This window comes from Pantoea sp. RCC30.1 (genome assembly GCF_058148845.1).
Genome location: NZ_JBXUHX010000044.1, coordinates 1 through 25956 on the forward strand (window position 1 = coordinate 1; position 25956 = coordinate 25956).

The window sequence follows — 25956 nt, forward strand, 5'->3', positions numbered from 1 at the left end:
CGAGCAGCCGTCTGGGCAATCGCCTCGTTGATCTCCGCTTTGGACTTTTTCATCACCTCCAGCGGATAGGCCAGGTTGCCGCGCACCGTCATGTTGGGATAGAGCGCATAAGACTGAAATACCATAGCAATGCCGCGCTCGGTGGCGGGCTGCTGGGTCATGTCCTGCTCCTCAATCAGCAACTGCCCGCTGCTGATCTCCTCCAGCCCGGCGATCATCCGCAGCAGCGTCGATTTACCGCAGCCGGATGGCCCGACAAACACCACAAATTCGCCGCTGTTGATCGTCAGATCGATACCATGAATGACATTAACGTGTTCATACGATTTCTTTACATTCTGCAAGCGCAGGCTGGTCATCGGCTACCTCACTCAGAGTAACTGGCCCATGTAGATGGCATTACTGCGCACGATTGGAGTAAACCCCATGCGCTCATAGAAGGCACAGACCTGCTCGTTCTGCAGGCTCACGCCAAGATGGACACCGCTGACGCCCGCCGCCCTTAAAGCCGCCAGTTCATGCTCAATCATCCGGCGACCCCAGCCGCCTTTCTGGGCCGCCGGCAGCAGGTTGATATGCAGATGAGCGGGCCACTGCGTCACCAGGGTGTCAGCGGCGTGGCCGGGGTGGCGGATCGCGTCGAGCACTTTGCTGTCGAGCGGGGCGCTGGCGCTGCGATCCCGATACTTCTCCTGCAGCGGCGGCCACCATTCGGCCTGAAGCTGCGCTTCAAACGCGCGGGTATCGGGCGCCGCAACCACATAACCCTGCACCTCACCGTCGCGCTCCAGTACAAAAGCAAAGTCAGGCGCGAAGCGCGCATAGGGCACGGCAAAACGCTGGCCAGGATAGTCAGGATCGGAGTAGAGCGCGCGGGCATCGCCGCCCGCATCGGCTGTTTCCAGGCAGATGCGGTAGAGCGCCGGGTAGTCCGCCGGGGTGGCCGGACGAATGACACCTTGATTCGCCATGGTGAGTTCTCGTGAGTGAGGGAACCGGTCAGGGATTGAACAGATCCGCAGATGAAAGTTACGTTAATGAAAGTGGACTTAGTTTTCAAGATAGAATAATTACCTTATCGCACTAACGCAGGCAGTTCAGCAACGTTTACCGGCATCGGAATGCACAACTGTGATCGCCAACACGCCCCGAACATGGCGGCTGGCGGCAGATTCACGACCGATCAAAAGATAAAAGTGTGAGTGTGATAGGATTTTCATATGTTTTATCAGGATGTTATTTTGCGATTATCAGACTGGTATCTCCTGCTGCAGAAAAAACGACTGGCGACGCGCCGCCACGGTTAATGGCCTGAAAGCCAGCGCGGCGTGCTGAATTTCATGCCATGTCGCTGTTTATTTGCGCGTGCTCACAGCGTTGCAATTCGATCTGCAGGCTGTTTGACTTTATTTTTCTATTAAAGTAAGTATGAGTGAGTGCGTTTGTGTGCGGCTGCAGCCTGCAGGATGTCAGGCGGTGAGATGAAAGGATGCCGATCCTGGTCTGAAGAAGGTGAGCATAATGTCTGTTTCCTCCGTTCGTTCGTTCCGAATTCGCAATGTGGGTCGGCTGCTGGCAGCGGGCCTGCTGGCGGGCAGCGTCTCTCATGCCGCCCACGCCGCCGTCACTCTGAATGAGTGGGATATCTACAACTACCCGGAGCAGACTGCTGCGGTGGATGAAGGGATTAAAGAGTTCTCACAGCAGAATCCCGGCATCGTGATTAACCGCTCGGTTCACTCCTTTGAAGATACCCGCATTCCGCTGAAGCTGGCGCTGACCGCCGGAGATGGCCCGCAGATCGCGCAGGTCAACCAGGGCGGCGGTGATATGGGCTCGCTGGTCAAAGATAAGCTGCTGCTGCCGCTCGACAGCTACGCCGCCAGCTACGGCTGGACTACCCGCTTCCCGGACTCGATTCTGAAACGTAACCGCTGGTCAGACAGCGGCGAGTTCGGCAGCGGCAAGCTTTACGGCATCGCCAGCCTGGGCGAAATGGTGGGGCTTTATTACAACAAAGCGGTGCTGGATAAAGCGGGCATTGCGGTGCCGAAAACCCTGGCCGAGCTGGAGAGCGCCATGGCGAAGCTGAAACAGCAGGGCACCGCGCCGATGATGCTTGGCCTGCTGGATGGCAACATGGGCCAGCAGCTGCTCAGCACCCTGTGGCAGGCGCAGATTGAGAGCCACGACCGCAAGACGCTGGATAATCTGATTTACGATGTGGGCGGCACCTTTAAAGACAGCAGGCTGGTCAATGCCGCCACCATGATGAAGAGCTGGACTGACAAAGGGTACTTCTTCCCTGGCTTCCAGGGCATTGGTCACGACGATGCGGCGACGCTGTTCCAGAACGGCCAGGCCGCGTTCCTGGTCAGCGGCACCTGGTATCTCGGCCAGTTTAAAGATAACAAAGATATTCACTTCGCCGCGATGCCTGCCGGTGAAGGTGTGAAACAGCCGCTGATGGTGGGCGGTACCGATCTGGCGTTCTCGATTACCAGCACGGCCAAAGGCAAAGATCAGCAGGAGGGGGCTGCGAAGTTCATCAATTATATGGTCTCTGATGCCATGGCGAACCGCTGGCTGAAGGTAGGCTTCCTGCCGGCCAGCACCAATAAAGCAGCCAAAATGCCCGCGGACAATCCGCTGCTGGCGGAGGCCTATCAGGTCTGGCTGACGCTTAATGACTATGACGGTTTAGGTCACTATGTGGACTGGGCAACACCGACCATGAATGCCGAACTGAATCAGAACGTCCAGCTGCTGCTGGCGGGGCGTCAGACCGCCGATCAGATGGTGGTGAATTTTGATAACAACTATCAGCGTTACCTGAAAACTCTGAAGCATTAAGCCGGAGGCCCGGCGAACAGCCGGGCCTGAGCATCGTTCTGAACCACGAGTAGGGTTATGTTGAATTTAAGCAGCTGGCGTAATTTTCTCTATGTTCTGCCTGCGGTGCTGGTCTATGCGGTGTTTCTGCTGTTTCCGCTGCTGGCCTCGCTGGGCATCAGTTTTACCGAATGGGACGGCACCTCGCTGCCGGTGTTTAGTGGCATCAGCAACTACATGCGCATGTTCAGCGATCCGGTGTTCTGGATTGCGCTGGGCAATAACGCCATCCTGATGCTGTTCTATACCCTGTTGCCGATTGGCGTCGGCCTGCTGCTCTGCAGCTTTCTGTATGACACGCGCAACAATAACGAACGCAGCGTGCTGCGCATTCTCTTCTTCCTGCCCTACATCATGCCAATGGCGGTGCTGGGTGTAGTGTGGCGCTGGCTCTATAACCCGGCGTTTGGCCCCATCGACCAGATATTACGCGCGATCGGATTGCCCCAGCTGGCGCTCTCGTGGCTGGGTGATTTCACCTGGGCGCTGCCCGCTGTCGGTCTGGTCGCCACCTGGTACTTCTTCGGCTTCTGTCTGGTGCTGTTTATGGCGGGCCTGCAGCGCATGGATCCTTCACTGCTGGAAGCTGCCGATCTGGATGGCTCATCGCGTCGCCAGAAGTTTATGCGCATTACGCTGCCTGGCCTGCGGCCCGAGCTGCGGATTGCCCTGCTGCTGACGGTGATCGCCAGCCTGAAAGCCTTTGACCTGGTCTATGTGATGACGCAGGGCGGGCCGGGCACCTCCACCATGGTCACCAACATCTTTATGTATAAGCAGGGCTTTGACCTGCACTACTTTGGCTACGCATCCTCGGTAGCGGTGTTCAGCATGATCATTGTTTTAGGGATTAACTATCTGATCCATCTGGCCTTAAAGGAGCGTTACTGATGCGAAGCACGCCGGTGATTTCACGCGCGCTGATCTGGATCGTGGCGCTGATGACGATTCTGCCGTTTCTGATGGCGCTGATGACCTCGTTTAAAACCCAGATGGAGCTGTTTCAGGGCATCTTCACGCTGCCCGCCTCGCTGAATTTTAAAAACTACGTGACCGCCTGGCAGCAGGGGCACTTCAACGTCTACTTCCTCAACTCGGTGCTGGTGGTAATCCCGGTCGTGCTGTTCAGCGTGCTGCTCGGCATTCTGGCCGGATTCGGTTTCGCCTGGCTGAAGATCCCCGGTAAAAAAGTTATCGGAGCGATGCTGGCGCTGGGGATGGTGCTGCCGAGTGAAGCCTTTATCATTCCGCTCTATCACGAGCTGCGCTGGATGGGGCTGACCAACACCTACCTGGCGCTGATCCTGCCGCAAATCGCTCTGTCGCTGCCCTTTACCACGCTGATGATCGCCAGCGCGTTTCAGCAGGTGCCGAAAGAGCTGGTGGAAGCGGCGGTGATGGATGGGGCGTCACGGGTCAAAATTCTGTGGGGCATTCTGGTGCCCGCTATCTGGCCGACCCTGTCGACGCTGGGGCTGCTGCTCTTTATCTGGACCTGGAACGAGTTCCTGATCCCGCTGATTCTTGTCAACAAGGATGAGCTGCGCACGCTGCCGATCGGCATGATGTTTTTCCAGAATAAAAACACCATCGACATTCCGGTGCTGATGGCGGGCGCGATGATTGTGATTATGCCGCTGATCGTGGTGTTCCTGATTTTCCAGCGCAAGTTTATCAGCGGCGTCACCGAAGGGGCCGTGAAGTAATTTGTGATATCCCGCACGAAACGGCGTACTGGCGACCAGACAAAGGTTTGCCGCGCCGTGTCGTGCTGCAATTCCTCCTCCTCAATCCTGCGGGAGACGCATGATGCACCTTTCCCTTGCTGATTTTCACCCTGTCGCCGATGGCGAAACCCTGGACACGGCCGTGCTGCAACGCGCGATGAATCAGATTGCGGCGGCGGGTGGGGGGCGACTGACCCTGCCCGCCGGGCGTTATCGCAGCGGCTGCCTGAATCTGCCCTCTGATTTTGAACTGCACCTTGAAGCGGGGGCGGTGCTGATTGCCAGTCCGCGACTGGCTGACTACCAGGCCGTTCAGGCACTCAGCTGTGCTGAGAAGTCCCACAATGTGCTGCTCTATGCGCTGGGCCAGCGCAATATCACCCTCAGCGGTACCGGCCGCATTGATGGCGAGGGCGAAGCCTGGTTTGCCGCTGAGCGGGATGAGCAGGGTTATCGCCTGCCGCGCGTGGACCGGCCGCGGATCATTGTGTTTGAAGATTGCGAGCAGGTGACGCTGACCGCCTTTACCATCGTACAGGCGCCGATGTGGACGGTGCATCTGGTGAGCTGTCGCCATGTGCATATCGACCATCTCACCATCGACAACGCCATGACCATGCCGAACACCGATGCGCTGGATATCGACGGCTGCGAAGCGGTGTTTGTCAGCAACAGCTACCTCAGCGCCGCCGATGACGCTATCTGCATTAAAACCACCTACAAACCGGCCGCGCTGCGGCGTCCGGCGCGGCAGATTATGATCACCAACTGTCTGCTGCGTAGTTACAGCTGCGCCTTTAAAATCGGCACCGAAACCTGGGATGATGTGGAAGATGTCACGGTGACCGGCTGCACCATTTTTGATTCCAACCGGGGCATTGGCATTCTGTCGCGTGACGGCGGCGCGATGCGGCGTCTGCTGTTCAGTAACCTGACCTTTGCCTGTCACCACGCGCCGCCCTGTCACTGGGGAAAAGCCGATCCGCTGCATATTTCGGTGCGCCGTCGCGATCCCGCCATCACGCCCGGCATCGTGGAGCAGGTGCAGTTCAGCAACATGACGGGCGTGGCGGAAGGGGCGATTAACCTTCATGCGGCAGAACCGGGCTGGATACGCGATGTGGTCATCAGCCAGCTTCAGATGCGGCAGACCGTGTCGCCGATGACACAGGGACACTACGACGTGCGGCCGCCCTGTAACCCGGACTCACCGACCGGCATGGGGCTGGATAACGCCTACAGGCTTGACCCAAAAACCGGCGAAGCCTTTGGGGTAGAGCGCTATCCCGGCGGGCTGCCGGGCCTGTTTGCGCGCGGCGTAGAGAACCTGCAACTGCACAGCCTGGTGATCAACAGGCCGGAGCCGTTACCGCCAGGCTGGCATTTGGAATGCGTGGTGCAGTTGCCGGACTAAATCACAGCGCGGCGGCGATGGCCGCACCGAGCTGTTCGGTACTGGCGCTGCCGCCGAGATCGCGCGTCAGGTGCTTGCCCGCTGCCAGCGTGCGTTCAATCGCGTCTAACACCGCATCACCTGCCGCTTTGTAGCCGAGGTGCTCCAGCATCATCGCGCCACACCAGATCTGTCCGATGGGATTGGCGACGCCTTTACCAGCGATATCGGGCGCAGAACCGTGAACCGGCTCAAACAGGCTGGGGAACAGGCCTTCCGGATTGATATTGGCCGACGGGGCGATGCCGATGGTGCCGGTACAGGCCGGGCCGAGATCGGAGAGGATATCGCCAAACAGGTTGCTGGCGACCACCACATCAAACCAGTCCGGATGCAGCACGAAGTTGGCGGTGAGAATATCGATGTGATACTTATCGACGCGAACATCGGGGTACTGACCGGCCATCGCCTCAACCCGGCTATCCCAGTAGGGCATGGTGATGGCAATACCGTTCGATTTGGTGGCGGAGGTCAGGTGTTTCTTCGGCCGGCTCTGTGCCAGCTGATAGGCAAACTTCAGGATGCGATCGACGCCGGTGCGCGTCATCACCGTTTCCTGAATCACCACTTCACGTTCGGTGCCGGGGAACATGGTGCCGCCGACGCTGGAGTATTCACCCTCGGTGTTTTCGCGAACCACATAGAAGTCGATATCGCCGGGCTGACGATTCGCCAGCGGCGCTTTGACGCCTGGCATCAGTCGCACCGGACGCAGATTAACGTACTGGTCGAACTCCCGGCGGAACTGCAGCAGCGAGCCCCACAGCGAAACGTGGTCGGGCACCACATCGGGCCAGCCGACCGCGCCAAAGTAGATCGCATCGAAGGCTTTCAGCTGCGGGAACCAGTCATCAGGCAACATTTTGCCATGCTGCTGCCAGTAGTCAGCACTGGCGTATTCGAACCACTCCCAGCGCAAAGGAATGTTAAATTTCTCTGCGGCCGCATTCATCACGCGGACGCCTTCCGGCATCACTTCTTTGCCAATGCCGTCGCCAGGGATGACGGCAATACGGTGGGTTTTATCAGTCACAGGGCACCTTTCCGGTTGATGTTCGAATTGTGTACGCAGTATAACTGTCGATTCCGGGGAAATAATGAGGCTGAAAGGCAATCCATTGTTGAATCAAAGTAGAGAATCCCGCACTTCCACCGATGATTTAGCCTTCTTTGTTCGCCTGGCCGCGCTGGACAGTCTGACCGCGGCAGCGCGCGAACTGGGACTGTCACTGGCGGCGGTCAGCAAACGTCTGAGCCAGCTGGAGCAGCGCCTTGGTGTGCAACTGCTGCGCCGCACCACGCGACGGCTGGAGCTGACGCCGGAAGGCCGCCGTTATCTGGCGGGCGCGCGTCCGTTGCTGGATCAACTGGCGGCGCTGGAAGAGGCGGTCAGTGGTGAAACTGCGCAGTTACGCGGCACGCTTAACATTAACGCCTCATTTGGTTTTGGCCGTCGGCATATTGCGCCCTGCGTCTCGGCCTTTGCCGCGCTGCATCCGGAACTCTCACTCTCGCTGCAGCTCAGCAGCCAGCCGCTTAATTTTCTTGATGCGCACATGGATATTGATATCCGCGTCGGGGAACCACCTGACTCGCGGCTGGTGGCGCGCAAACTGCGTACCAATCCGCGCATTCTCTGCTGCTCTCCCGCCTATGCCGCCCGGCACGGTCTGCCCGCCACGGTGCGCGATCTGGCACAACACAACTGCATTTTACTGCGCCAGCACGACAGCGATTTTACGCTGTGGCGGCTGACCAGCGGCGAACAGAGCATCAGCCAGAAAGTGCGCGGCAGCCTGATCACCAACGATGGTGAAGTGGCGATGCGGCTGGCAATGGATGGACATGGCATTCTGCTACGCTCCTGGTGGGACGCGCAGCACAGTCTGGCGACGGGCGAACTGCTGCCGGTGTTACCCGACTGGCAGGCACCTGATGGTGATATTTTTGCGGTCTGGCAGGCACAGCGCCAGCTTCCGGCGCGTATTACCGCGTTTGTGACCTTTCTGCAGGATAATCTTCAAGTGGTTGATTAGTAATGCTTTTAAAGGTAGTGAATGGTGCGGTCAGATGCAAGCGGGCAATAAATATACCGTATTAAGCTGATTCGATTGCTTCAGCGCGCCACTCCGTTTACAGCGTTTTAGCTGCTGCGTATGATTCTCATTCATTTTCTTCCCTGCCAGCCCTCTGCGTTGCGGCCAGCCGGGAGAGCAGGTCGATAGGGGAGTTAAGTATGAAAGCGTTGTTCAGCCCGCGTAAAGCGGCTCTCACACTGGCGATGGTCACCACCTTCAGCCTGACGGCGTGCCAGATGATGGCGAATAAAGTGGATGGCAATGCGCCGATGGTGATGCAGCCCTCCAGCCCCGATAATCTGATTCAGCGCGAGCTGGGTGACGGGTTGTATGAGATGGCGTATCTGCCCGCCAAAAACGCGCTCTATGTTGCCAGTGCGCCGGAAGGCAATGATATTAGCGGCGGGATGATCTACCGTCTTGATGGCACCACGCTGCAGAGCACCGGGGTAGGGCATTACGACCTGAAAAACGTCGGTCTGATCAGCGACCCGGACGGCAGCGCGCTTTACACCACCAACTCGCAGGATGGCAGCATCGCAAAGATCGATCCCGAGAACGGTAAAGTGCTGAAGCGTCTGATGTTCGACGATAAAAACGAGAACGGTTTGCCGGTGAGCACGCGTGAGATCTTTCTGCATGACGGGATGCTGTATGTCGGTGGCGTGGGCAATCCGGGTGTGATCTGGGTGGTTGATGCGAAAACCCTGACGCTTAAAGCCCGGATTAAAAATGCCGGGAAGGGTGTTACAGGCATTATCTTCTCGCCGGTCAGCGACCGGATTTATGCAGCGAACGGCAGCGGTGAAATCCTGGTGATTAATCCGCGCAATCACAAAATTGAGCAGCGCCTGACTGCAGATGACGGTCAGGACGCTCAGTTCCTGAACATGGCTGAAGATCCGGCGACGGGGCGCCTGTTTGTCACAGATAACGCCAAAACGAAAAATACCCTGGTGTTTGATGAGCGCAGCGGCAAGGTCATTCAGCGTCTGGATCCGGCTGATTCGATGGGGATTAAGTTTAACGGCAAGCGCAATGAGATTTATATCAGCCAGCGCGAATCGAAGAAAGTGCTGCAGCTGGATGGCACCACTTATGAAGTGAAAAACAGCTGGTCGTTTGAGGGGCATCCAGAGAGCCTGCTGGTCGCACCTGACGGGCAGACACTGTACGTTGCTCTGAAGCAGGGCTTCAATGACGACCACAGCCATCAGCTTCTGGATGGCGTGGCGCGTATCACGCTGCAATAAAAAAAGGCGGCATCACTGCCGCCTGAATGCTTACTTAGCAACGCCCTCTACCAGCACCACGCGATAGTTCGCGCCTTTCAGACGGTGCGCTTTGGCAGCCTGATATTCCGGGCTGTCATACCAGGCGTGTGCGGCTTCGCGGCTCGCGAATTCCAGAATCACCACACCTTCCGCGTCCTGACCTTCCAGCGTTTCCAGTTCACCATAAAAGGCGAGAGGATTGATCTGATGATCGCCGCGTGCCTGGCCCGCTTTCTCGGCGTAGATCGCCATTTCGTCCTGGTTCAGGGTGTTATCACGAATAAATACAACGTATGCACTCACAGGTCTCTCCTTAAGCTTTTTTATCCTGGGTTTCGGTATCGAAGTCAGCAGCATCATGACGCTCATGCAGCTGATCGGCCGGGTCGCCCATGACGCGGTTGACCTTGCGGCCACGAATAACGGCAGGACGCTGTGCGATCTCTTTCGCCCAACGCACCACATTTTTATAGGACTGCACATCCAGGAATTCGGCACCGCCATACTGATCATTCAGCACCATGTTGCCGTACCACGGCCAGGTGGCGATGTCAGCGATGGTGTAGTCATCACCGGCCAGATAGCGGTTATCGGCCAGCCGACGATCCAGCACGTCGAGCTGACGCTTTGCTTCCAGCGTGAAGCGGTTGATGGCGTACTCAATTTTTTCTGGCGCGTAGTGATAGAAATGACCAAAGCCGCCGCCGAGGTAAGGCGCAGAGCCCTGCAGCCAGAATAGCCAGTTCAGGGTTTCAGTGCGGCCAGCGATATCTTTCGGGAGGAAATAGCCATATTTTTCCGCCAGATAGAGCAGGATATTGCCCGATTCAAATACCCGAATCGGCGGCGTTGCTGAGTGATCGCTCAGCGCCGGAATTTTTGAGTTCGGGTTCACATCGACAAAACCGCTGGAGAACTGATCGCCTTCGCCGATACGTATCAGCCAGGCATCATATTCAGCATCGTTGACGTTAAGCGCCAGCAGCTCTTCCAGCAGGATGGTGACTTTCTGGCCGTTAGGCGTGCCGAGTGAATAAAGCTGTAAAGGGTGCTTGCCGACCGGCAACACTTTTTCATGGGTGGGACCAGCGAACGGACGATTAGTTTTAGCGCCGTTACCTTTGGCTTCAGGGTCCCAGGTCCAGACTTTTGCGGGCTGATATGCATTTTCCGACATAATGAAAGTTCGCCTTATGGTGTGGTATTGGTCTGGAGTGTAGCAGGTGCTGCAAAGGCGGTTTAACTCTGCTGGCTGCGCGAGGGCGTGCTAAAACGGGTCGAAGTCAGGCGGGCAGCGGTGTCGGAGAAAAGTGAATAAAAGTGTGTCAGGCGGAGCGTTCGTTGTCCTGAGCTGGCATTACCGTGCAGTCAGCAACGACTGCACGGCAGGCAGGTTTACAGCAGTTCGCGCTCAATCAGTTCGCGGGTTTCAATTGCCTGAACCTTCATTTTTTCCGGATAGCCAAACAGAGACGCAGCAATAATCGGATCACCGCCGACTTTATGGGTGCGGGTAGCAAAACCGGTGTCGCGCAGCGTTTTGAACAGGGTGTCGAAGTCCACTTCACCTTCGCCCACGCCGACATGCTGGTGAATGGTGGCATCCACGCCTGGCGGGTTAACGATGTAGCGGCAGTGCTTAGTATGGTTCATGGTATCGGCGATCAGCATGTGCGACAGATCGTCACCGGCATACTCCAGCATCGGCTTCACATCGCCTTTGCCTTTGTCATAGAAGAAGGTGTGTGGCGCGCTATAGATATATTTCACGTTATCGCTGCGGAACGACTTCACGATATCCACGGTTTCGTTGTTCTCTTCGCAGAAATCCCACGGATGCGCCTGGATTTCGACGCGGATACCTTCACGTTCGATGATCGGCAGCAGCTCTTCCATCGAGCGATAGAACATCTCTTCACAGATTTCTGGTTCGTTAGGGGTGCCCGAGAGCTCGGTGTTAATGACCTGCACACCCATCTCAACCGCAATCTCAATCATCCGCTTCCAGTTCTTCACTGCCGCCTGACGGCGCAGTTCATCCGGGCCGGACCAGCGATAAACCACGATAAACGAGGAGATTTCCAGCCCGGTGGCGCTTAACGCATTCTTGTATTCGGTGATGATTTCACGGCTGGCTTTAGGATGTTTATAAAACGGGTTGATCTGCGGATGCGGCGACTGCTCGATATATTTGTATCCCCAGTCGGCCACCTGATGAACCATACGGGTGATGCCTAAATCTTTAATCACATCCACATCAAAAGCGATTTTCATCTTTCTGCTCCGGGCACATTAAGGTTGCTGTTCTTCATTGAAGGTCACGCCAATCTGCTGCCTGACGTTGTCCATCGCGGCCAGGGTGATAATCGCCTGGTCAAGCGAATGGACAGGCGAATCGATCAGACTCTGGCCGATACACCAGGCGAAGTGATTTATTTCATGACTGAGCTGTTCATAGCGGTTAGTGGGTTCCTGCCATTGCAGGCGGTGACGCCGGTCGCTGGAGGTCAGGGTGAAGTCACCGGGGGCATAGAACTGACCCGCCAGCTCCAGGGTGGCGTCGCGCCCGGCGATCACTGCGCCGCCCGGTGTGTTGCTGAACAGGGTGGTGTTCAGTACCGACTGCATGCCGTGCTGATGGGTAAACAGCATCGACGTCTGACCGTTAACGCGGCCATCCGGGACGGGCTGGCCATGGGCGACGATCGTGTCAGGCGCACCGCCACCAACAAACACACTCAGCGCCACCAGATAACTGCCGAGGTCAAGCATCGGACCGCCCGCCAGGTCGGCATTGAAGATGCGATGATCCGGGGTGAAGAACTCACCATGATCGGCAATCAGGGTGTGGACGTCACCGGGTACGCCATCCTCCAGCAGCTGGCGGATGACGTCATACTTCGGCGCAAAGTTGCACCACATCCCCTCCATACAGAGCAGGTTCGCGACAGCAGCGGCCTGTTTAAGCTGAGTTGCCTGCTGTGCATTCAGCGCCAGCGGCTTTTCAATCAGCAGATGCTTTCCGGCGGCAATCGCGCGCAGACCATCGGGAAAATGGTGGTTATGGGGCGTGGCGATATAGACCGCATCAACATCATCCCTCGCCAGCAACTCATCGAGACGGCCTGTGGCGTGGCCGATTGACCATTTGTCAGCGAAGGCCTGCGCTTTTGCCGGGTCACGGGCAGCCACCGCGGTGATCTGCTGCCGGGTGTGCTGGCGGAGCGCATGGGCAAAATGGTCGGCGATCCAGCCCGGCCCGATAATGCCCCAGCGCAGTCGCGGAACCTGGCTGGCATCGGTTATGCGTGGAGCCGGAAGCGTTGAAGGGAACATATCTTTTCCTTTTGTACGTGTTGTACGTGCAGGCAGTTGCTGCTCAGGACTCCACTATAGAAAGCCCGCCGTCGCCGCTCTAACCTTTTAATGATGTGATCCCATCAACCGGATCGGTGCGGGATTTTTACCCGTTTTAGCAAATGGATGTTTTAAAGAAAATGCAGAAAGAAATAAATGTTTCATTTTGCGAAGGTGATCAAGGTTAACGCTGATTTTCTATCAAATAAATGAGAGGAAATGGTCCCGCCGCGATAGAGTGTGGATATCAGATACAACAGAACATAAAGGCGTAGCCGTCAGCTAACGCTGCAGAGAGCAGGGAGAAGGATGATGTCAAAAGTGACGATGACCGCCATCGCGCAGGCGGCGGGCGTGGGTGTGGCGACGGTGGATAGGGTGCTGAACCGCCGTGCGCCGGTTCGCAATGTGACCGAGCAGAAGGTGCTGGCAGCGGCCCGCGAGCTGGGCTATCGCATGACCCAGGCGCACAGCCAGGCCATCCCACATCTCGCTGCGGCAACGCTTCGCGTGAGCTTTATCCTGCTGCCTGCCCGCTATTCTTTTTATCAGCAGCTGGGCGAGGCGCTGAAACAGCAGCTTAAGATGCAGCAGCCAGAGGGCAGCGAACCGGAATTCTGCTGGCATGATATTCATGAGGTTGAGGCGGTAGCGCACTCGCTGCGTCAGCTGGCACAGCGCAGCGATGTGATTGCGCTGGTGGCGCTGGATCATCCGCTGATCCGCCATGCCATTCAGGATGTGTCACGACTGGGCGTGCGGGTCTACGCGCTGTTCTCCGATTTCTCGCCCTGTGAGCATGCGGGGTTTATCGGCATCGATAATCAGAAAGCGGGGCGCACTGCCGCCTGGATGGCACAGCACCTGTTGCGTGAGCCGGGGTGCGTCGGGGTGCTGCTGGGCGACCACCGTTTTACCTGCCAGGAGAGCAGCGAGATCAGCTTCCGCTCCTACCTGCGCGAGTCGGGCATCAGTCAGCGGGTACTGGAACCGTTAAAGACTTATGAGTCGGGCGAAGGGGGCTATCAGGCGACCCGGCAGCTACTGGAAGCCCATGATGATCTGATAATGATTTATGCGCCCTGCGGCGGCATAGAGGGCGTTGTGCAGGCGCTGCGTGAGAGCGGACGCAGGCAGATCGATCTGCTGTGCCACGGTCCGCTGCCGGGTGATGAGCTGGCACTGATTGACGGCACCATCACGCTGATGCTGCGCCATCGCCTTGATGCCATGGCTGAGGCGGTCATCAATACCTGTCTCAACAGCCGATCGGAGCAGCGTGACCATTTTGCCCAGGTAACGGTGCCGTTTGAAATCGTGACGCGTGAAAACCTGTAAAAAGAGCAGGTTAGCGTCTATTTGATAAAAATCTATCATTTTCCGCAATTTTTAAACGCGATCTCTATCAAAAAATGAAACTTTCACTGTTGTCTGAGATGAAATTTTTATTTGATACTGCCAGCAGTTCACACTGCACAGGCAGATACCATGACCTTTCATATTGCTAATGCGCCCTGTAGCTGGGGCGTGGATGATCCCGCTAATCCCTGGCTGCCGCCGTTTCACAAAGTCCTGACCGAGGCCGCGCAGGCTGGCTATCCCAGCATCGAGCTCGGCCCCTGGGGCTATCTGCCAACGGATGCCGCCGAACTGACACTGCAGCTTAATGCCCATCAGCTTTCGCTGGTGGCGGGGACGATTTTTGATGATTTAGTCAGTGAGGCGCATTTCCCTGCGCTGGTGGCGCTGACTCACAACCTGTGTCGCACGCTGGCCAGCGTGCCAACCGCCACCAGAACGCCCGGAGCCAGCGCGCCTTATCTGGTGATCATCGACTTCGGCAATCCGGAGCGGGCGAAATATGCCGGTCAGTCAGAAAAAGCGCCACGCCTTTCCGCTGACGACTGGCAGCGCATGATGCAGCACATCACTATTCTGAGTGAGATTGCGTGGCAGGAGTATGGCGTGCGGCCGGTGATCCATCCGCATGCCGGCGGCTGCATTGAGTTTGCTGATGAGCTGGCGCAACTGGTCTCTGACATTCCGCACGAAGTCGCGGGTTTATGCCTGGATACAGGCCATCTCTATTATGCCGGCATGGATCCAGTTGCGTCGCTGGAACAGTACTGGTCGCGCATCGATTACCTCCATTTCAAAGACGTTAACGAGCCGGTCTGGCGTGACGCACTCTTTCGTGGACTCGACTTTTTCACCGCCTGCGCGCAGGGCGTGATGTGTCCGCTCGGGCAGGGCGCAATCGACTATCCGGCGGTGCGCACGCTGCTGACTGAGCGTAATTATCAGGGCTGGATCACCATCGAACAGGAGCGTGATCCGCGCCATGCCGATACCAGCCTGCGGGATGTTAAAGCCAGCCTGGACTATCTCCGATCAACAGGATTCTGAGGACAACAGCATGATTAACGGTAAAAAAGCGGCTAATCGCTCACTACGCTGGGGCATGATCGGCGGCGGCGGCACCAGCCAGATTGGATATATCCATCGCTCGGCGGCACAGCGCGACGGAAACTTTGTGCTGCTGGCGGGCGCGTTTGATCTTGATGCTGCACGCGGGCGCGAGTTTGGTCAGGCGCTGGGTGTGGCTCCTGAGCGCTGTTACACCGATTACGCCAGCCTGTTCGCCGGGGAAGCCGGGCGCGAAGATGGCATTGAAGCGGTTTCGATCGCCACACCTAACAATACCCATTTCGCCATTTGCCGCGCGGCGCTGAATGCCGGGCTGCATGTGGTGTGCGAGAAGCCGCTCTGTTTTACGGTCGAAGAAGCCGATGAACTGGAGCAGCTGAGCCGGGAGAAACAGAAGATTGTTGGCGTCACCTACGGTTACGCCGGGCATCAGCTGATTCATCAGGCCAGAGAGATGATCGCTGAAGGGGCGCTGGGTGAGATCCGCATCGTTAACATGCAGTTTGCTCATGGTTTCCATAATGAGGCGGTGGAGCTGCAGAGTGAAAGTACCCGCTGGCGGGTTGATCCGCGCTTTGTCGGCCCGAGCTATGTGTTAGGCGATCTGGCGACGCATCCGCTGTTTATCGCCGAAACGATGTTGCCGCAGCTGAAAGTGACGCGTCTGCTCTGTTCCCGCCAGAGCTTTGTCACGTCGCGTGCGCCACTGGAGGATAACGCCTTTGTGATGATGGAGTATGACAACGGCGCGGTCGGCACGCTCTGGGCGTCGGCGGTGAATGCCGGATCGATGCATGGGCAGAAGATTCGGGTAGTCGGGTCTAAAGCCAGTCTGGAGTGGTGGGATGAGCAGCCAAACCAGCTGCGATACGAAGTGCAGGGCGAACCAGTGCGGATTCTGGAGCGAGGCATGGGCTATCTCAGCCCGCGCGCGCTGGAAGAGGACCGCATCGGCGGGGGACACACGGAAGGTCTATTTGAAGCCTGGTCGAATCTCTATCGCCGCTTCGCGCTGGCGATGGATGCCACCGATCGCCGCGACACCGCCTTCCTGAAGGATTTCTGGTATCCCGATGTGCATGCCGGATTAATGGGCGTGCGCTGGGTGGCGCAGTGCGTGAAATCAGCGGATGCCGGGGCGGTGTGGGTGACGAGCTGACGTAAGTTTTAAGCAGGTGTGAGGGGGGGTTAAAGCGAGAAAGACGTTATCCCCGGTCACTACAATATCAGCCAGCTGGCTCGGATATCGTGAGCCAGCAATAGTCGGGTGAATCTGCTCAGAAGGCGGTATGACGCCCAGGCTATTACTGATAGGAGAAAGTTATACTCGCCAGTGCATTAGCCGTTCCGGGAACCAGATCGCCCGTACGGATATATTGCGCCTGGAAAGGCAGCGACAAGACCTGGTTTGCTGATGAAGTTGTCTGGATAAAAAACTGGTTAAGCGTGCCATCAGCCGAACTGTCCGGGCCCATGCTCAGGGGGCCCATACCGTTGTAGAAAAACTGTACGCCCACGCCCGACGCGGTAGAGTCGCCGGTCAGTGTCACAACCGATGAACTGTTAGACGGGATCGTCTGGTCTGTCATGACTGCATTCACCGCGATGTTTTGATCACAGGTGAGCGTGACGTTGAACGCCCCCGAAGGTGAGGTACTGCCCACGGTTGAAAGTGTGCGGATATCCAGCGTGCCCAGATCGACGTTCGCACTTTTAGTGTTGACCGTACAACCGCTGGCCGCCACTGTGATAGTGGTGGGGTTAATGATGACCTGCGCGGTTTTAATTTCATTATTGTAGGCTGTCAGAATGGCAGCATTGTTCGTTGGCGTTGTATAGATGCCCGACTTCAGTGCTGTTCCCGTTTTAACAAATGTTACTTTTGCTGACCAGCCCAGATTATTGGGACGGCTACTCGTGCCTGCGGCCGGAAAGCTCTGCGTAATGCCCTTTTGCAAGGGAGTATATTCCGATCCATTAAAATCTTTGAGACCAATAATGTAACCAATACCCGGGATACCGGTTTCAAAAATGGTGTAGTTTATGCCATCGACCGTCACTGTCATGCCGCTGGATATTGCCGAGGGGGAGGGTTCAAGCGTGCCCTTTTCGCAAGTCCATATGAATCCGCACCAGAACACTTCCTGGACATCGGCTGTCGCGCTCCAGGTTGAACCAATAATGTCACCCGGCATCACGGAGTCTGCTGGCCCGGAATATTCCATTGACTGGGGTGAGAGCGTAATGTCTGATCTCCAATCCAGGGCCAGTGCGCTGGCAGAGGTGAGAAAGCAGGCAAGCAACAGTAAAATACGCATCATTGATACTCCGTAGTCCAGGTGGCAATGGCTGAAACGTCGCCAGCGGTCACTTCAGGGCCTGTGGCGGTTAATCGGGCATAAAAATTTATCTGTACGCTGTCGTTACCCGCTACGCCATAGGCGGTTGTCTGGGTATCGAGTGGGACAAGCGCGCCCTCTTTATCGAGGATTTGCACTGCCACGCCTGTCGCGCCGCCTTCAGCCACTTTAATCAGTCGCGGATCGCTATCATCCGGCGTGCCGCTAAAGCGGATCTTCACGCCTGAAAAGGTGGGGCCGCACGCTTCCAGCGTCAGCGTGAAAGGGGTTTTAATGTTGCTTACCGCACCCGCTTTACTTAATTGTCTGGTGCCGATATCACCAAGCGGTACATTTTTCTCCAGCGAGTCGGCGGCGACGACGCACGTATTGGCAATCAGATTACCCTTTACCGAAACCAGCACATCGTAGCCGCGTACCGGCCACGTGCAGGCGAACAGAAGTACGATGCATACCCCGCGGGTTGTTACTGACATGCTCCCTCCAGAGAATAGAGGCCCGTGCGGGCATTGAAATCCTGCTTATTGAGCTGAAAGCGAACAGAACAGCGCGCTGTGTTATCTTTGCCCCAGACCGCGTTAAGCGTGCCTTTCAATGGCAGACCCGATAAATAGACGCTGCCGCCATCACCCACAATGCTGCTAACCTCGCTGTCCTCCAGTGCGACGACGGTACCAAAAGGCAATTCCTTGCCGTTCTGGCGTAAGACAAACATCGCTTTTGCACCCTGCTGAGTGGCAATGGTGGCTCGCACCAGTGCGCCGTCGGTTGGCGTTTTGCTAATGATGGCGTTATCGAGTTCAACATCATTGCCCGTGGTCGTGGTGTCGAGTCCTACCCGGTTAACGCGATAAGGCGTAGCGTAAGGGATCACCGCATAACCCCGGCTGTCGGTTTTAATACTTCGGTGATTAAGAACTGCAACCTCGCTGGCTCCCGGTGCTTTGATCAGAATATTGGTGTTGCCCAGCGGCTGGCTTAGCGTCAAACCATCTTCGTGTAAAACAGCACCACCGCTTATGCCGTAGCTGAGATTGCGGGCATCACGCCCGTAGCTGTAACCCAGGTTGTACTGGCCCCGCTGATTTTTATATTGCAGTGCGGTATCGCCGCCATATTGTTGTCGGGCGTTGTAGCGCTGATTGACGCTGTAATAAAGCTCATCCTGTCCAGGCACATAACCACTGACGCCACCGCTGTAGATCGTTCCTGCTGATTTCCCCTGAGTGGTGGAGAAACGTGCCCGTGTCGAATTTCTCGGATCGCCAAAGGGGATCGAGAGCGATAACGCCAGAATGTTATCTTTACTGTCATCATACAGACTGGTGCTGCGCTGGAAGCTAACCCCCAGCGAGGCCGATCGGAAGGTCGTATTCCACGCAAACTGGATCCCCTGTGTCGTTTTCGAGGTATGCCAGTAGGTTTGCTGATCCCAGGAGAGTGACAGAGAGCCATATTCGTCCATCGGCTGCGATAGCTGCAGCTGGTTTCTGGCTTTGCGTGACATCCGGAGGTTATAGATATTTTCATAGCGGGTAGTCACTGTGCCATCCGCTTCTACTATTTGTTCCGGCTTACCGCCACTCATCCTTTTATAAGCCGTGTCGCTGAGGTTATAGAACCCTTGTGTGGAGTAACGCAGCGAATAGAAATTTACGCGTGTCCCGATGTCGTTGAGCAGTTTGCTGTAGCGCAGGCGTAAGGAGTCGCCCGTGTAGCGCTTATCATCTGCAAGCTGGCTCTGGGCATGGGTAACATCCAGCGAATAGGCACCAAAGCGGCCCAGGTTCTGACCGATGCCCGCTGCAACCCCTCGATAACGCTCGGAAAGTTGAGCGCCACCATAAAAGGTCAGTCCATATTGCCAGCCATAAAAGAGTTCACCCTGGGCAAATGTCGGCGCATCCTGATTATTGACCGGCTGGAATTTTCCCGCACTGAGGGCATATTTAGCCTGGCCGCTTCGCACCAGATTAGGCACGCTGGCGAAAGGTACGCTGAACTGGGTTTCGTCGCCATCGCTCTCCCTGATAGTGACAGAGAGATCCCCACCCGAAGAGGTGGGATAGAGATCGCTGAGCACAAATGGCCCGGGCGACACGCTGGTTTGATAAATAACATTGCCGTTCTGTCGAACGGTGACGATAGCATTGCTGCGCGCAATCCCCCGAACTTCGGGCGCGTAACCGATCAGGCTTGCAGGCAGCATGTTGTCATCAGTTTTAAGCGCCAGCCCGCGTACACCTACTGAGTCAAACACCTGAGATGAGGTGTAAGTTTCCCCGGCGTAAAGCTGTGCGCCCAGCGCCGGAACATCACGTTGCAGCCAGGTCTGCACATGATTCAGCTCATTCGTGTCTTTGGTCCAGGTGGTATAGTCGCGCAGCCGCCATGCGCCAATGTTTATGCCGCTGTTCAGGCTGGCAAACAACTGCTGATCACGGGTTTTAGTATTCCCTCTGTAGGTGTTATTTGAGCCGTTAATGACATAGTTCAGCCACCCGGCATGGATGCCACGTTCCCAGCTTTCCGGACTGACGTAGCCGCGTGGCAGATTGCGCATCATGCTCTGCGGTAAAGTGATGTTGAGCGTGAGGGTTTGCGGCTCATAGTCTGTGCTGCTGCCCGGAAACAGCGTGTTGAGAAAATAGCACTGCTTTGCCAGCGGCAGGCTGGCACCCTTTGCCTGTGCCATGTCAACACCGAGCGCATCAAGCTGACTGGCCGTGAGACATGCTGCGGTTATGTCCTGCCCACTTGATTTATCCACAGCAAAAATAACGTCGCCAGTGAAGGCATAGTTCTTATTGATATAGACGTTGATATTATATTCGCCTGGCGGCAAGGCACTGCCTGTATTCACCCAGGATAAGTCAGCAACCGAAGCGTTTTCGCCATTGAGGAAGGCGGGGTTAAAGTGCAAATCGCTCTCCGCGGCCGCGGTATAACCCATGGCATGGAAAGCCATCACCGCACAAACGATTTTCATTTTCACTCGAGCATCCCTCAACGAATTTATTTACGGTTCAACGGGGCGCGTGTCACTGGTGTCCATGCACCGTAATCATTGATAGTCTGAAAAGTCAGCGATGTGGCCTGGCTGAATTTCTCCGCCAGTGTGATAGTTGATTTTGGTGGCAACATCACAGGCTTAACCGTCTTACCATCAACTTTGAGATTGATTGTGGTAATGAACCAGGGTGTAGGGTTGCTCAGTACGACTTTGCCCGCACTATATTCACCGCTAATTTTTTTCCATGCTTCGTTAGCATTATCGGGAAGTGAAACGGGACGATAAAATACCTTAATACGATTCGCAGAGGCGAACTGCAGAGAGTTACCTGTACTATTTTTCGTTTGCTGGGGAATTGCTTTTACCGTCAGCCAGTACAGAGATTCACGATCCTGCGGCAGAGATTTACCATTGAAAATAATTTTCACCACGCTTTCGGTTGCCGGTTTTAAAACATATAGCGGCGGAGTAATAACGAAATCCTGCGTGCGCTCCCCGCTGGCAGTCTCCATCCAGGACTGAATTAAAAATGAGGCTGTCGCATGGGTATTTCTGACCTGAAGGGTGGACTGTTTTGAATCAGCGGAGTAGACCATACGTGTTGCACCTAACCCCACGCCACCGGCGTGTACCGCGGATGAACACAATGTGGCGGCCAGACAAACCCAGGTTAAAGAACGCATTTGTTTCTCCTGAACGTCTATTCATGCCCGGTCATTAAACCGGGCATGACGATTACGAGTAGGTTACTGTGTAGGTGGCAACTGCACTGGCATCGCCCGCCGTCGCACCGCCAGTTGGTGAGTAATATTTAGCGCTGAAGTTCAGCGTATTAGAGCCTTTACGCAGTGGCGTTGCTGTAGCCGCCTCGCCCAGTTTCACGACGTTGCCTTGCTCGTCATAAAGACGAATGGCCACATTCTGCGCGGATGCTGCACCACCGTTTACACCCGCTGCCAGGCTGTTGACATCATTACCATCTGGCGTACCGGAGAAGGTCACTGCGACTGTAGTGGCTGCAATAGGATTCTCATCTGTAGAGGCTGAGGTATCAGCAATTGCGCAATCTTCAAGAGCGATAGAAAACGTTTTAGCCACGCTTGCTTCACTGCCTGCAGCGGCCAGAGTAGCAGTACGTACTTCACCCATATCAACATCAATGTTTGCGCTGTTGGCACTGATGGCGCAGGCTGATGTCACGACGCTTCCGTTAAAGTTGACAGACCCACCGCTGGTTGTTGCCGCCAGAGCGGAACCCATCGGGAACAGAGCTGAAACACCTAATACCAGAAGGGCTTTTTTATTAAATTTTAATTTCATGTAATCACCTTTATTTTTGAGTTTGCTATGTTGTGTTTTGTAAATAATGACTGACAATAAATATAAAAATTATTTTACTGTAAATATACGAAAATATAGAAGTTTGGTTTTTAATATAGGGTTTCTTTTTTTATTTATTTTTTGTTTGTGCTGTTTCGATATGTGCGGGGTGATTCCCTCCTCTTAATAGTAAGATAGGGTTATTGTAATTTATTTAAGAAAAAATAACCTGTAGTTTTTTAATATATAGATGGAGTATCGATAAATAACCATTCTATATTGAACATTTATGTTAATAATTTATTTATTTTTTAATAAAAATATTGAGAGTTATGAAGTTAGCCTTGTCCAGAGGGTGAGTAATAATTCCATCATCATATGGGAATTATTTTTATTTGTATTTCTATCGTAATAAAAAAGAATGATGTTATCTCTCCTGACCACAGAATATACCTTGATAAAGATCAGGAAATATCGTTTGCAATGATTTTTTAAAAAGCCATTCTGGACTTTGGATAAAAGGGGCTAGCCCCGGCAGATAGAGATTAGCAGAATCCCTGTTTGTGACAGCTGGCATGATCGCCTTGTCTCTGCCGGGATGGCCATTGATATAGCAGATAAGTTCATTAAAGCGTGCAGAGGATAATTGAGGGTCAGTTCAGACGTTTTCTTCGTCATGCCTGACATTCGGGGCTGGCGGACAACGGTAGAATGGCGCAGATAAACCAGGTAGGGCGGGAAACAGGAATGCGGCGAGTGAATCGAACCTTCGATTACGGGGTTGCTCCAGAACGCAAAAACCCGCCAGAGGCGGGTTCTTTAAATATGGTGCCCGAACCCGGAATCGAACCAGGGACACGGGGATTTTCAATCCCCTGCTCTACCGACTGAGCTATTCGGGCAACGGGGCGCATTAAACCGTAAAGGCCGCAGGCCGTCAACGGCTTTCATTAAAAAACCCCTGGAAACGTGACTGATTGCCTGAATTTCAGTCAAAGCAGGTAAAACTTCAGGCCAGCGCGCCATTTTTGCGGCACAGCGCGATGCTGTACACATCTTCCGCCAGCCGCTGGGCGGTGGCGACATCCTGCACATTGCGCTTCACCAGCAGCTTGCTCAGGCAACCTTCAAGGATCAGCTCCATCTGATCGGCCACCATGGTGGGGTTATCCAGCCCCTGCTCTAGCAAAATCTCATGGGTGAACTGCCAGGAGCCACGCTTCTGCTGCTCGGCCAGTTGATGGATAGGCTGGTCGGGCTGCGGGTAGAAGCTGCAGGCGGCGATAAACAGGCAGCCCGGAAAACGTCCTTTGCTGACCTGCTCACTCAGGACTTCGTAGCGTGCCATCAGCTTCTGATCCGGCGACAGCGACTCATCCAGCAAGATCTGGCGTCGCCAGGTTTCAATCTGCTGCCCGTGGTAGCGCAGCGCATCGTAGAGCAGGGCGTCACGGTCGGGCCAGAACAGCTGAAGCTGCTCCTGACTTAAGTCGGAACCCGCCAGGGTTTCCAATGAGAGGGTGGCGGCGAGGCCGTTCTGTTCAAGCACATTCAATGCATGCTCGAGTATCTGTTCACGCTGCAAGTGACTCTCCTCTGGTATGCATGCCCGGTCATTCACCGGGCAATGACCTGACTCCAGTGTTGTTTACGGGGTAAGTTTCTGCAAATACGCCCGGAAGTCGGCGGCATTGAGAAACCCGGTGATGCGCGATCCGGGAATTTCATGTCCCTGCGCATCAAAGAACAAAATCGTCGGTAAGCCCAGCACCTGAAGATGCTGCAACAGCGCGTTGTCGCTGGCGCTGCTGGCGGTGACGTTAGCCTGTAGCAGCTGTACCTTGCTCAGGCTATCGCGCACGGCGCTATCTCTAAAGGTATATTTTTCAAACTCTTTGCAGGCGACGCACCAGTCAGCGTAAAGATCGACCATAGTGATGCGGCCCTGTGCCTGCAGCAGCGCGCTATCGAGCTGCTGCGGCGTCTGGAGACTCTGGAACGGCAGAGGAGCCACAGCATGCTGTGCCGCCGTGTCGCCAAATGCCCAGTCCTGCAATGGACGCGCGCTGATCAACGCTGCGGCCAGCATGATAATCTGCACCACGCGCCACCTGCCGCTGCTGGCGCGCAGGCTGACGCTGAACGACCAGCCGAAGAATGCCACGCCGAGCAGACTCCAGAGCCGCAATCCCCACGCGTCGCCCAGCACCCGCTCCAGCAGGAAGACCGGCAGCGCCAGGATGACAAAGCCAAAGCCCTCTTTAACGGTTTGCATCCACGGGCCGCTTTTCGGCAGCAGACGGTTACCAAACAGCGTCACGGCAATCAGCGGTAATCCCATGCCGACCGCATAAAGCCACAGCGTACCGGCACCGGCCCACAGATTCCCGCTCTGCGCGATGTAGAGCAGAATGGCGCTGAGCGGGGCTGTAGTACAGGGCGAGCAGATCAAACCTGCCAGCGCGCCCATCAGGAAGACGCCTGGCAGCGATCCCCCTTGCTGGCGATTGCTCCAAAGAGTCAGACGAGTTTGCAGGCTGGAGGGCAGTTGTAGCGTAAACAGGCCAAACATCGACAGGGCCAGCATGATAAACAGCAGGGAGAGCGTGAACAGCACATAGGGATGCTGCAACGCGGCCTGGAAGCGTAATCCCGCTGCCGCAACCACCATCCCCAATAGCGTGTAGGTCAGCGCCATTCCCTGGACATAGACCATCGCCAGCGCAAACAGTCGGCCCAGCGAATAGTGCCGCTGTCCGCCAAGGATAATGCCGGAGATCAGCGGATACATCGGCAGCACGCAGGGCGTAAATGCCACGCCGATGCCGATCAGCAGTGCCCAAAGCGGAGAAAAGGGCAGCGAGCTGGCGGGCGCGGGCTGAGCACTGACTGGCGCTGGCGCGCTGCTGGCTGCTACCGCGCTCACCGGCACGCTGCGCGTCTCCGGCGGATAACAGAATCCGGCGGCGGCACAGCCCTGATAAGTGACGCTGAGCGTGGCACCACTGGCCGCCTGTTGCAGCGTTACCGGCAGCGTCAGGTCCTGCGGATAGATCTCACTTTTACCAAAGAATTCATCCTCATGCGGCTGACCGGCGGGCAGTGTAAGCGGCGCGATTGTCGCATTCTGCGGTGTGATGTGGATCTGCTGGCGGTAGAGGTAATAACCCGATTTCACTTTCCAGTGCAGGTTGAGCTGCGCGCCCTGCTGGTCGAAGTCAAACGTAAACGCCTGATCGACCGGCACAAAGCGGCTGGTCGCCGGGTTTGAAAAGAGTGATGCGTGCGCCTGCAGGCAGATAAACAGCGTCAGCAGAAGCGTAATTAAGCGAGAGATGCGTGCAGCCATGACAAGTATTCACTGTCTCCATATTGAACCGGCAGCGCCAGCAGTTCGGGTACGTCGTAAGGGTGTGCTTCTTTGAGCAGATCACACAGCGCCTGCTGATGATCGCTGTCGCACTTCAGCAGCATCTGAACTTCGCTGCTCTGCTCCATTTTGCCCTGCCAGAGATACCAGGAGGTGGCGCCCGGCAGCATTGTTACGCAGGCCGCCAGTCTGGCTTCCAGCGCTAAGCCAGCAAGGTGCTCCGCCGTGGTCTGATCGGGTGCAGTGCAAACGATAACGACTGCATTCATCCTGTAACTCCTGTTTTAAAGAGCGCCGATGATAGCACGCTCCATCAGTAACACGATGACGGTGCTATAACAGCAATCCGCCAAAGACGAAGCCAGAGAGCACCGACAGCGCAATGGCGATCACCCCGGGAATAATAAAGGCGTGGTTAAAGACAAACTTGCCAATACGGGTTGAGCCGGTGTCATCCATCTCAACGGCGGCCAGAAGGGTCGGGTAGGTCGGCAGCACAAACAGCGCCGAAACTGCCGCGAAAGAAGCGATGGCAGTAAGCGGGGTAACGCCCAGCAGCAGCGCGGCGGGCATCAGTGCCTTAGTGGTAGCGGCCTGCGAGTAGAGCAGCATTGAGGCGAAGAACAGCACCAGCGCCAGCATCCACGGGTAGGTTTTCAGCGTATCGCCCGCCAGCATCTGAATA

At 55.8% G+C, this 25956-nt stretch carries 25 protein-coding genes and 1 tRNA gene; 9 read left to right on the forward strand and 17 right to left on the reverse strand.

The genetic code is table 11. The annotated features are described in order from the left end of the window. Window positions 1–359 (reverse strand): ATP-binding cassette domain-containing protein (locus AC2LB6_RS22685; RefSeq protein ID WP_490095207.1); only part of this gene is annotated, 359 nt, incomplete at its 3' end. A gap of 12 nt (window positions 360–371) precedes the next feature. Then, a complete protein-coding gene (locus AC2LB6_RS22690; RefSeq protein ID WP_490095208.1) occupies window positions 372–971 on the reverse strand; it encodes a GNAT family N-acetyltransferase in 600 nt (199 codons plus the stop codon). 550 nt (window positions 972–1521) lie between these two features. Between AC2LB6_RS22690 and AC2LB6_RS22695 the strand changes: the two genes are divergently transcribed. The 4 genes from AC2LB6_RS22695 to AC2LB6_RS22710 all read left to right on the forward strand — a co-directional run bounded on the left by AC2LB6_RS22695 (window position 1522) and on the right by AC2LB6_RS22710 (window position 6033). After that, window positions 1522–2853 (forward strand): extracellular solute-binding protein, encoded by a 1332-nt coding sequence (locus AC2LB6_RS22695; RefSeq protein WP_490095209.1) that lies wholly within the window; start codon window positions 1522–1524, stop codon window positions 2851–2853. A gap of 57 nt (window positions 2854–2910) precedes the next feature. After that, complete coding sequence (locus tag AC2LB6_RS22700) at window positions 2911–3783, forward strand: carbohydrate ABC transporter permease (RefSeq protein ID WP_003855659.1); 873 nt, start codon at window positions 2911–2913, stop codon at window positions 3781–3783. After that, window positions 3783–4598: a carbohydrate ABC transporter permease gene (locus tag AC2LB6_RS22705; RefSeq protein ID WP_003855657.1), complete on the forward strand. Its 816-nt coding sequence runs from the start codon at window positions 3783–3785 to the stop codon at window positions 4596–4598. The genes AC2LB6_RS22700 and AC2LB6_RS22705 overlap by 1 nt, the downstream gene beginning before the upstream one ends. A gap of 103 nt (window positions 4599–4701) precedes the next feature. Further along, complete coding sequence (locus AC2LB6_RS22710) at window positions 4702–6033, forward strand: glycoside hydrolase family 28 protein (RefSeq protein ID WP_490095226.1); 1332 nt, start codon at window positions 4702–4704, stop codon at window positions 6031–6033. A 1-nt stretch (window position 6034) separates the two neighbouring features. On the opposite strand, the gene AC2LB6_RS22715 is transcribed toward AC2LB6_RS22710, so the two are convergent. Next, a complete protein-coding gene (locus AC2LB6_RS22715; protein ID WP_490095210.1) occupies window positions 6035–7105 on the reverse strand; it encodes a tartrate dehydrogenase in 1071 nt (356 codons plus the stop codon). A 64-nt stretch (window positions 7106–7169) separates the two neighbouring features. Here AC2LB6_RS22715 and AC2LB6_RS22720 point away from each other — a divergent pair, with 64 nt between their 5' ends. After that, on the forward strand, window positions 7170–8108 hold the full coding sequence (locus AC2LB6_RS22720) for a LysR family transcriptional regulator (protein ID WP_490095211.1): 939 nt from the start codon (window positions 7170–7172) through the stop codon (window positions 8106–8108). 200 nt (window positions 8109–8308) lie between these two features. After that, complete coding sequence (locus AC2LB6_RS22725; protein WP_490095212.1) at window positions 8309–9403, forward strand: YncE family protein; 1095 nt, start codon at window positions 8309–8311, stop codon at window positions 9401–9403. A 30-nt stretch (window positions 9404–9433) separates the two neighbouring features. Here AC2LB6_RS22725 and AC2LB6_RS22730 read toward each other — a convergent pair whose 3' ends face one another. From AC2LB6_RS22730 to AC2LB6_RS22745, 4 genes are all read right to left on the reverse strand, one after another. Then, entirely contained in the window at window positions 9434–9727 is a 294-nt protein-coding gene (locus AC2LB6_RS22730) for a DUF1330 domain-containing protein (RefSeq protein WP_136196128.1), read from the reverse strand. 10 nt (window positions 9728–9737) lie between these two features. Further along, window positions 9738–10601, reverse strand: coding sequence for a glutathione-dependent disulfide-bond oxidoreductase (yghU, locus tag AC2LB6_RS22735; protein WP_490095213.1), 864 nt, complete (start codon window positions 10599–10601; stop codon window positions 9738–9740). Between the two features lie 218 nt (window positions 10602–10819). Then, on the reverse strand, window positions 10820–11698 hold the full coding sequence (locus AC2LB6_RS22740; protein ID WP_090963816.1) for a sugar phosphate isomerase/epimerase family protein: 879 nt from the start codon (window positions 11696–11698) through the stop codon (window positions 10820–10822). 18 nt (window positions 11699–11716) lie between these two features. Further along, window positions 11717–12760, reverse strand: coding sequence for a Gfo/Idh/MocA family protein (locus AC2LB6_RS22745; protein WP_490095214.1), 1044 nt, complete (start codon window positions 12758–12760; stop codon window positions 11717–11719). 333 nt (window positions 12761–13093) lie between these two features. On the opposite strand from AC2LB6_RS22745, the gene AC2LB6_RS22750 reads away from it, so the two are divergent. From AC2LB6_RS22750 to AC2LB6_RS22760, 3 genes are all read left to right on the forward strand, one after another. Then, window positions 13094–14119 carry a LacI family DNA-binding transcriptional regulator gene (locus tag AC2LB6_RS22750; RefSeq protein WP_490095227.1) on the forward strand — a complete coding sequence of 342 codons (1026 nt, stop codon included), beginning with the start codon at window positions 13094–13096 and terminating at the stop codon, window positions 14117–14119. A gap of 150 nt (window positions 14120–14269) precedes the next feature. After that, a complete protein-coding gene (locus AC2LB6_RS22755; protein ID WP_490095215.1) occupies window positions 14270–15187 on the forward strand; it encodes a TIM barrel protein in 918 nt (305 codons plus the stop codon). A gap of 10 nt (window positions 15188–15197) precedes the next feature. Continuing rightward, complete coding sequence (locus AC2LB6_RS22760) at window positions 15198–16367, forward strand: Gfo/Idh/MocA family protein (RefSeq protein ID WP_490095216.1); 1170 nt, start codon at window positions 15198–15200, stop codon at window positions 16365–16367. A 145-nt stretch (window positions 16368–16512) separates the two neighbouring features. Here the strand turns inward: AC2LB6_RS22760 and AC2LB6_RS22765 are convergent, their stop codons facing one another. The 10 genes from AC2LB6_RS22765 to AC2LB6_RS22810 all read right to left on the reverse strand — a co-directional run. Further along, entirely contained in the window at window positions 16513–17529 is a 1017-nt protein-coding gene (locus AC2LB6_RS22765; protein ID WP_490095217.1) for a fimbrial protein, read from the reverse strand. Further along, window positions 17526–18044, reverse strand: coding sequence for a fimbrial protein (locus AC2LB6_RS22770; RefSeq protein ID WP_490095218.1), 519 nt, complete (start codon window positions 18042–18044; stop codon window positions 17526–17528). The genes AC2LB6_RS22765 and AC2LB6_RS22770 overlap by 4 nt, the downstream gene beginning before the upstream one ends. Then, the gene (locus AC2LB6_RS22775) at window positions 18035–20563 is read right to left on the reverse strand and encodes a fimbria/pilus outer membrane usher protein (protein WP_490095219.1); all 2529 of its coding nucleotides are present in this window, start codon (window positions 20561–20563) and stop codon (window positions 18035–18037) included. Before AC2LB6_RS22775 ends, AC2LB6_RS22770 begins: the two co-directional genes overlap by 10 nt. 20 nt (window positions 20564–20583) lie before the next feature. Continuing rightward, the gene (locus tag AC2LB6_RS22780) at window positions 20584–21264 is read right to left on the reverse strand and encodes a fimbrial biogenesis chaperone (protein ID WP_490095220.1); all 681 of its coding nucleotides are present in this window, start codon (window positions 21262–21264) and stop codon (window positions 20584–20586) included. 52 nt (window positions 21265–21316) lie between these two features. After that, window positions 21317–21901 carry a fimbrial protein gene (locus AC2LB6_RS22785; protein ID WP_490095221.1) on the reverse strand — a complete coding sequence of 195 codons (585 nt, stop codon included), beginning with the start codon at window positions 21899–21901 and terminating at the stop codon, window positions 21317–21319. Window positions 21902–22727: 826 nt separating this feature from the next. Next, a tRNA-Phe gene (locus tag AC2LB6_RS22790) sits at window positions 22728–22803 on the reverse strand. A 107-nt stretch (window positions 22804–22910) separates the two neighbouring features. After that, window positions 22911–23486, reverse strand: a complete 576-nt coding sequence (dicD, locus tag AC2LB6_RS22795) for a division control transcriptional repressor DicD (RefSeq protein ID WP_490095222.1) — start codon at window positions 23484–23486, stop codon at window positions 22911–22913. Between the two features lie 63 nt (window positions 23487–23549). Further along, window positions 23550–25250 (reverse strand): protein-disulfide reductase DsbD, encoded by a 1701-nt coding sequence (locus AC2LB6_RS22800; protein ID WP_490095223.1) that lies wholly within the window; start codon window positions 25248–25250, stop codon window positions 23550–23552. After that, window positions 25226–25540 (reverse strand): divalent cation tolerance protein CutA, encoded by a 315-nt coding sequence (gene cutA, locus AC2LB6_RS22805; protein WP_490095224.1) that lies wholly within the window; start codon window positions 25538–25540, stop codon window positions 25226–25228. Before cutA ends, AC2LB6_RS22800 begins: the two co-directional genes overlap by 25 nt. A gap of 64 nt (window positions 25541–25604) precedes the next feature. Beyond that, on the reverse strand, window positions 25605–25956 hold a 352-nt coding region (locus AC2LB6_RS22810; protein WP_490095225.1), incomplete at its 5' end, for an anaerobic C4-dicarboxylate transporter family protein.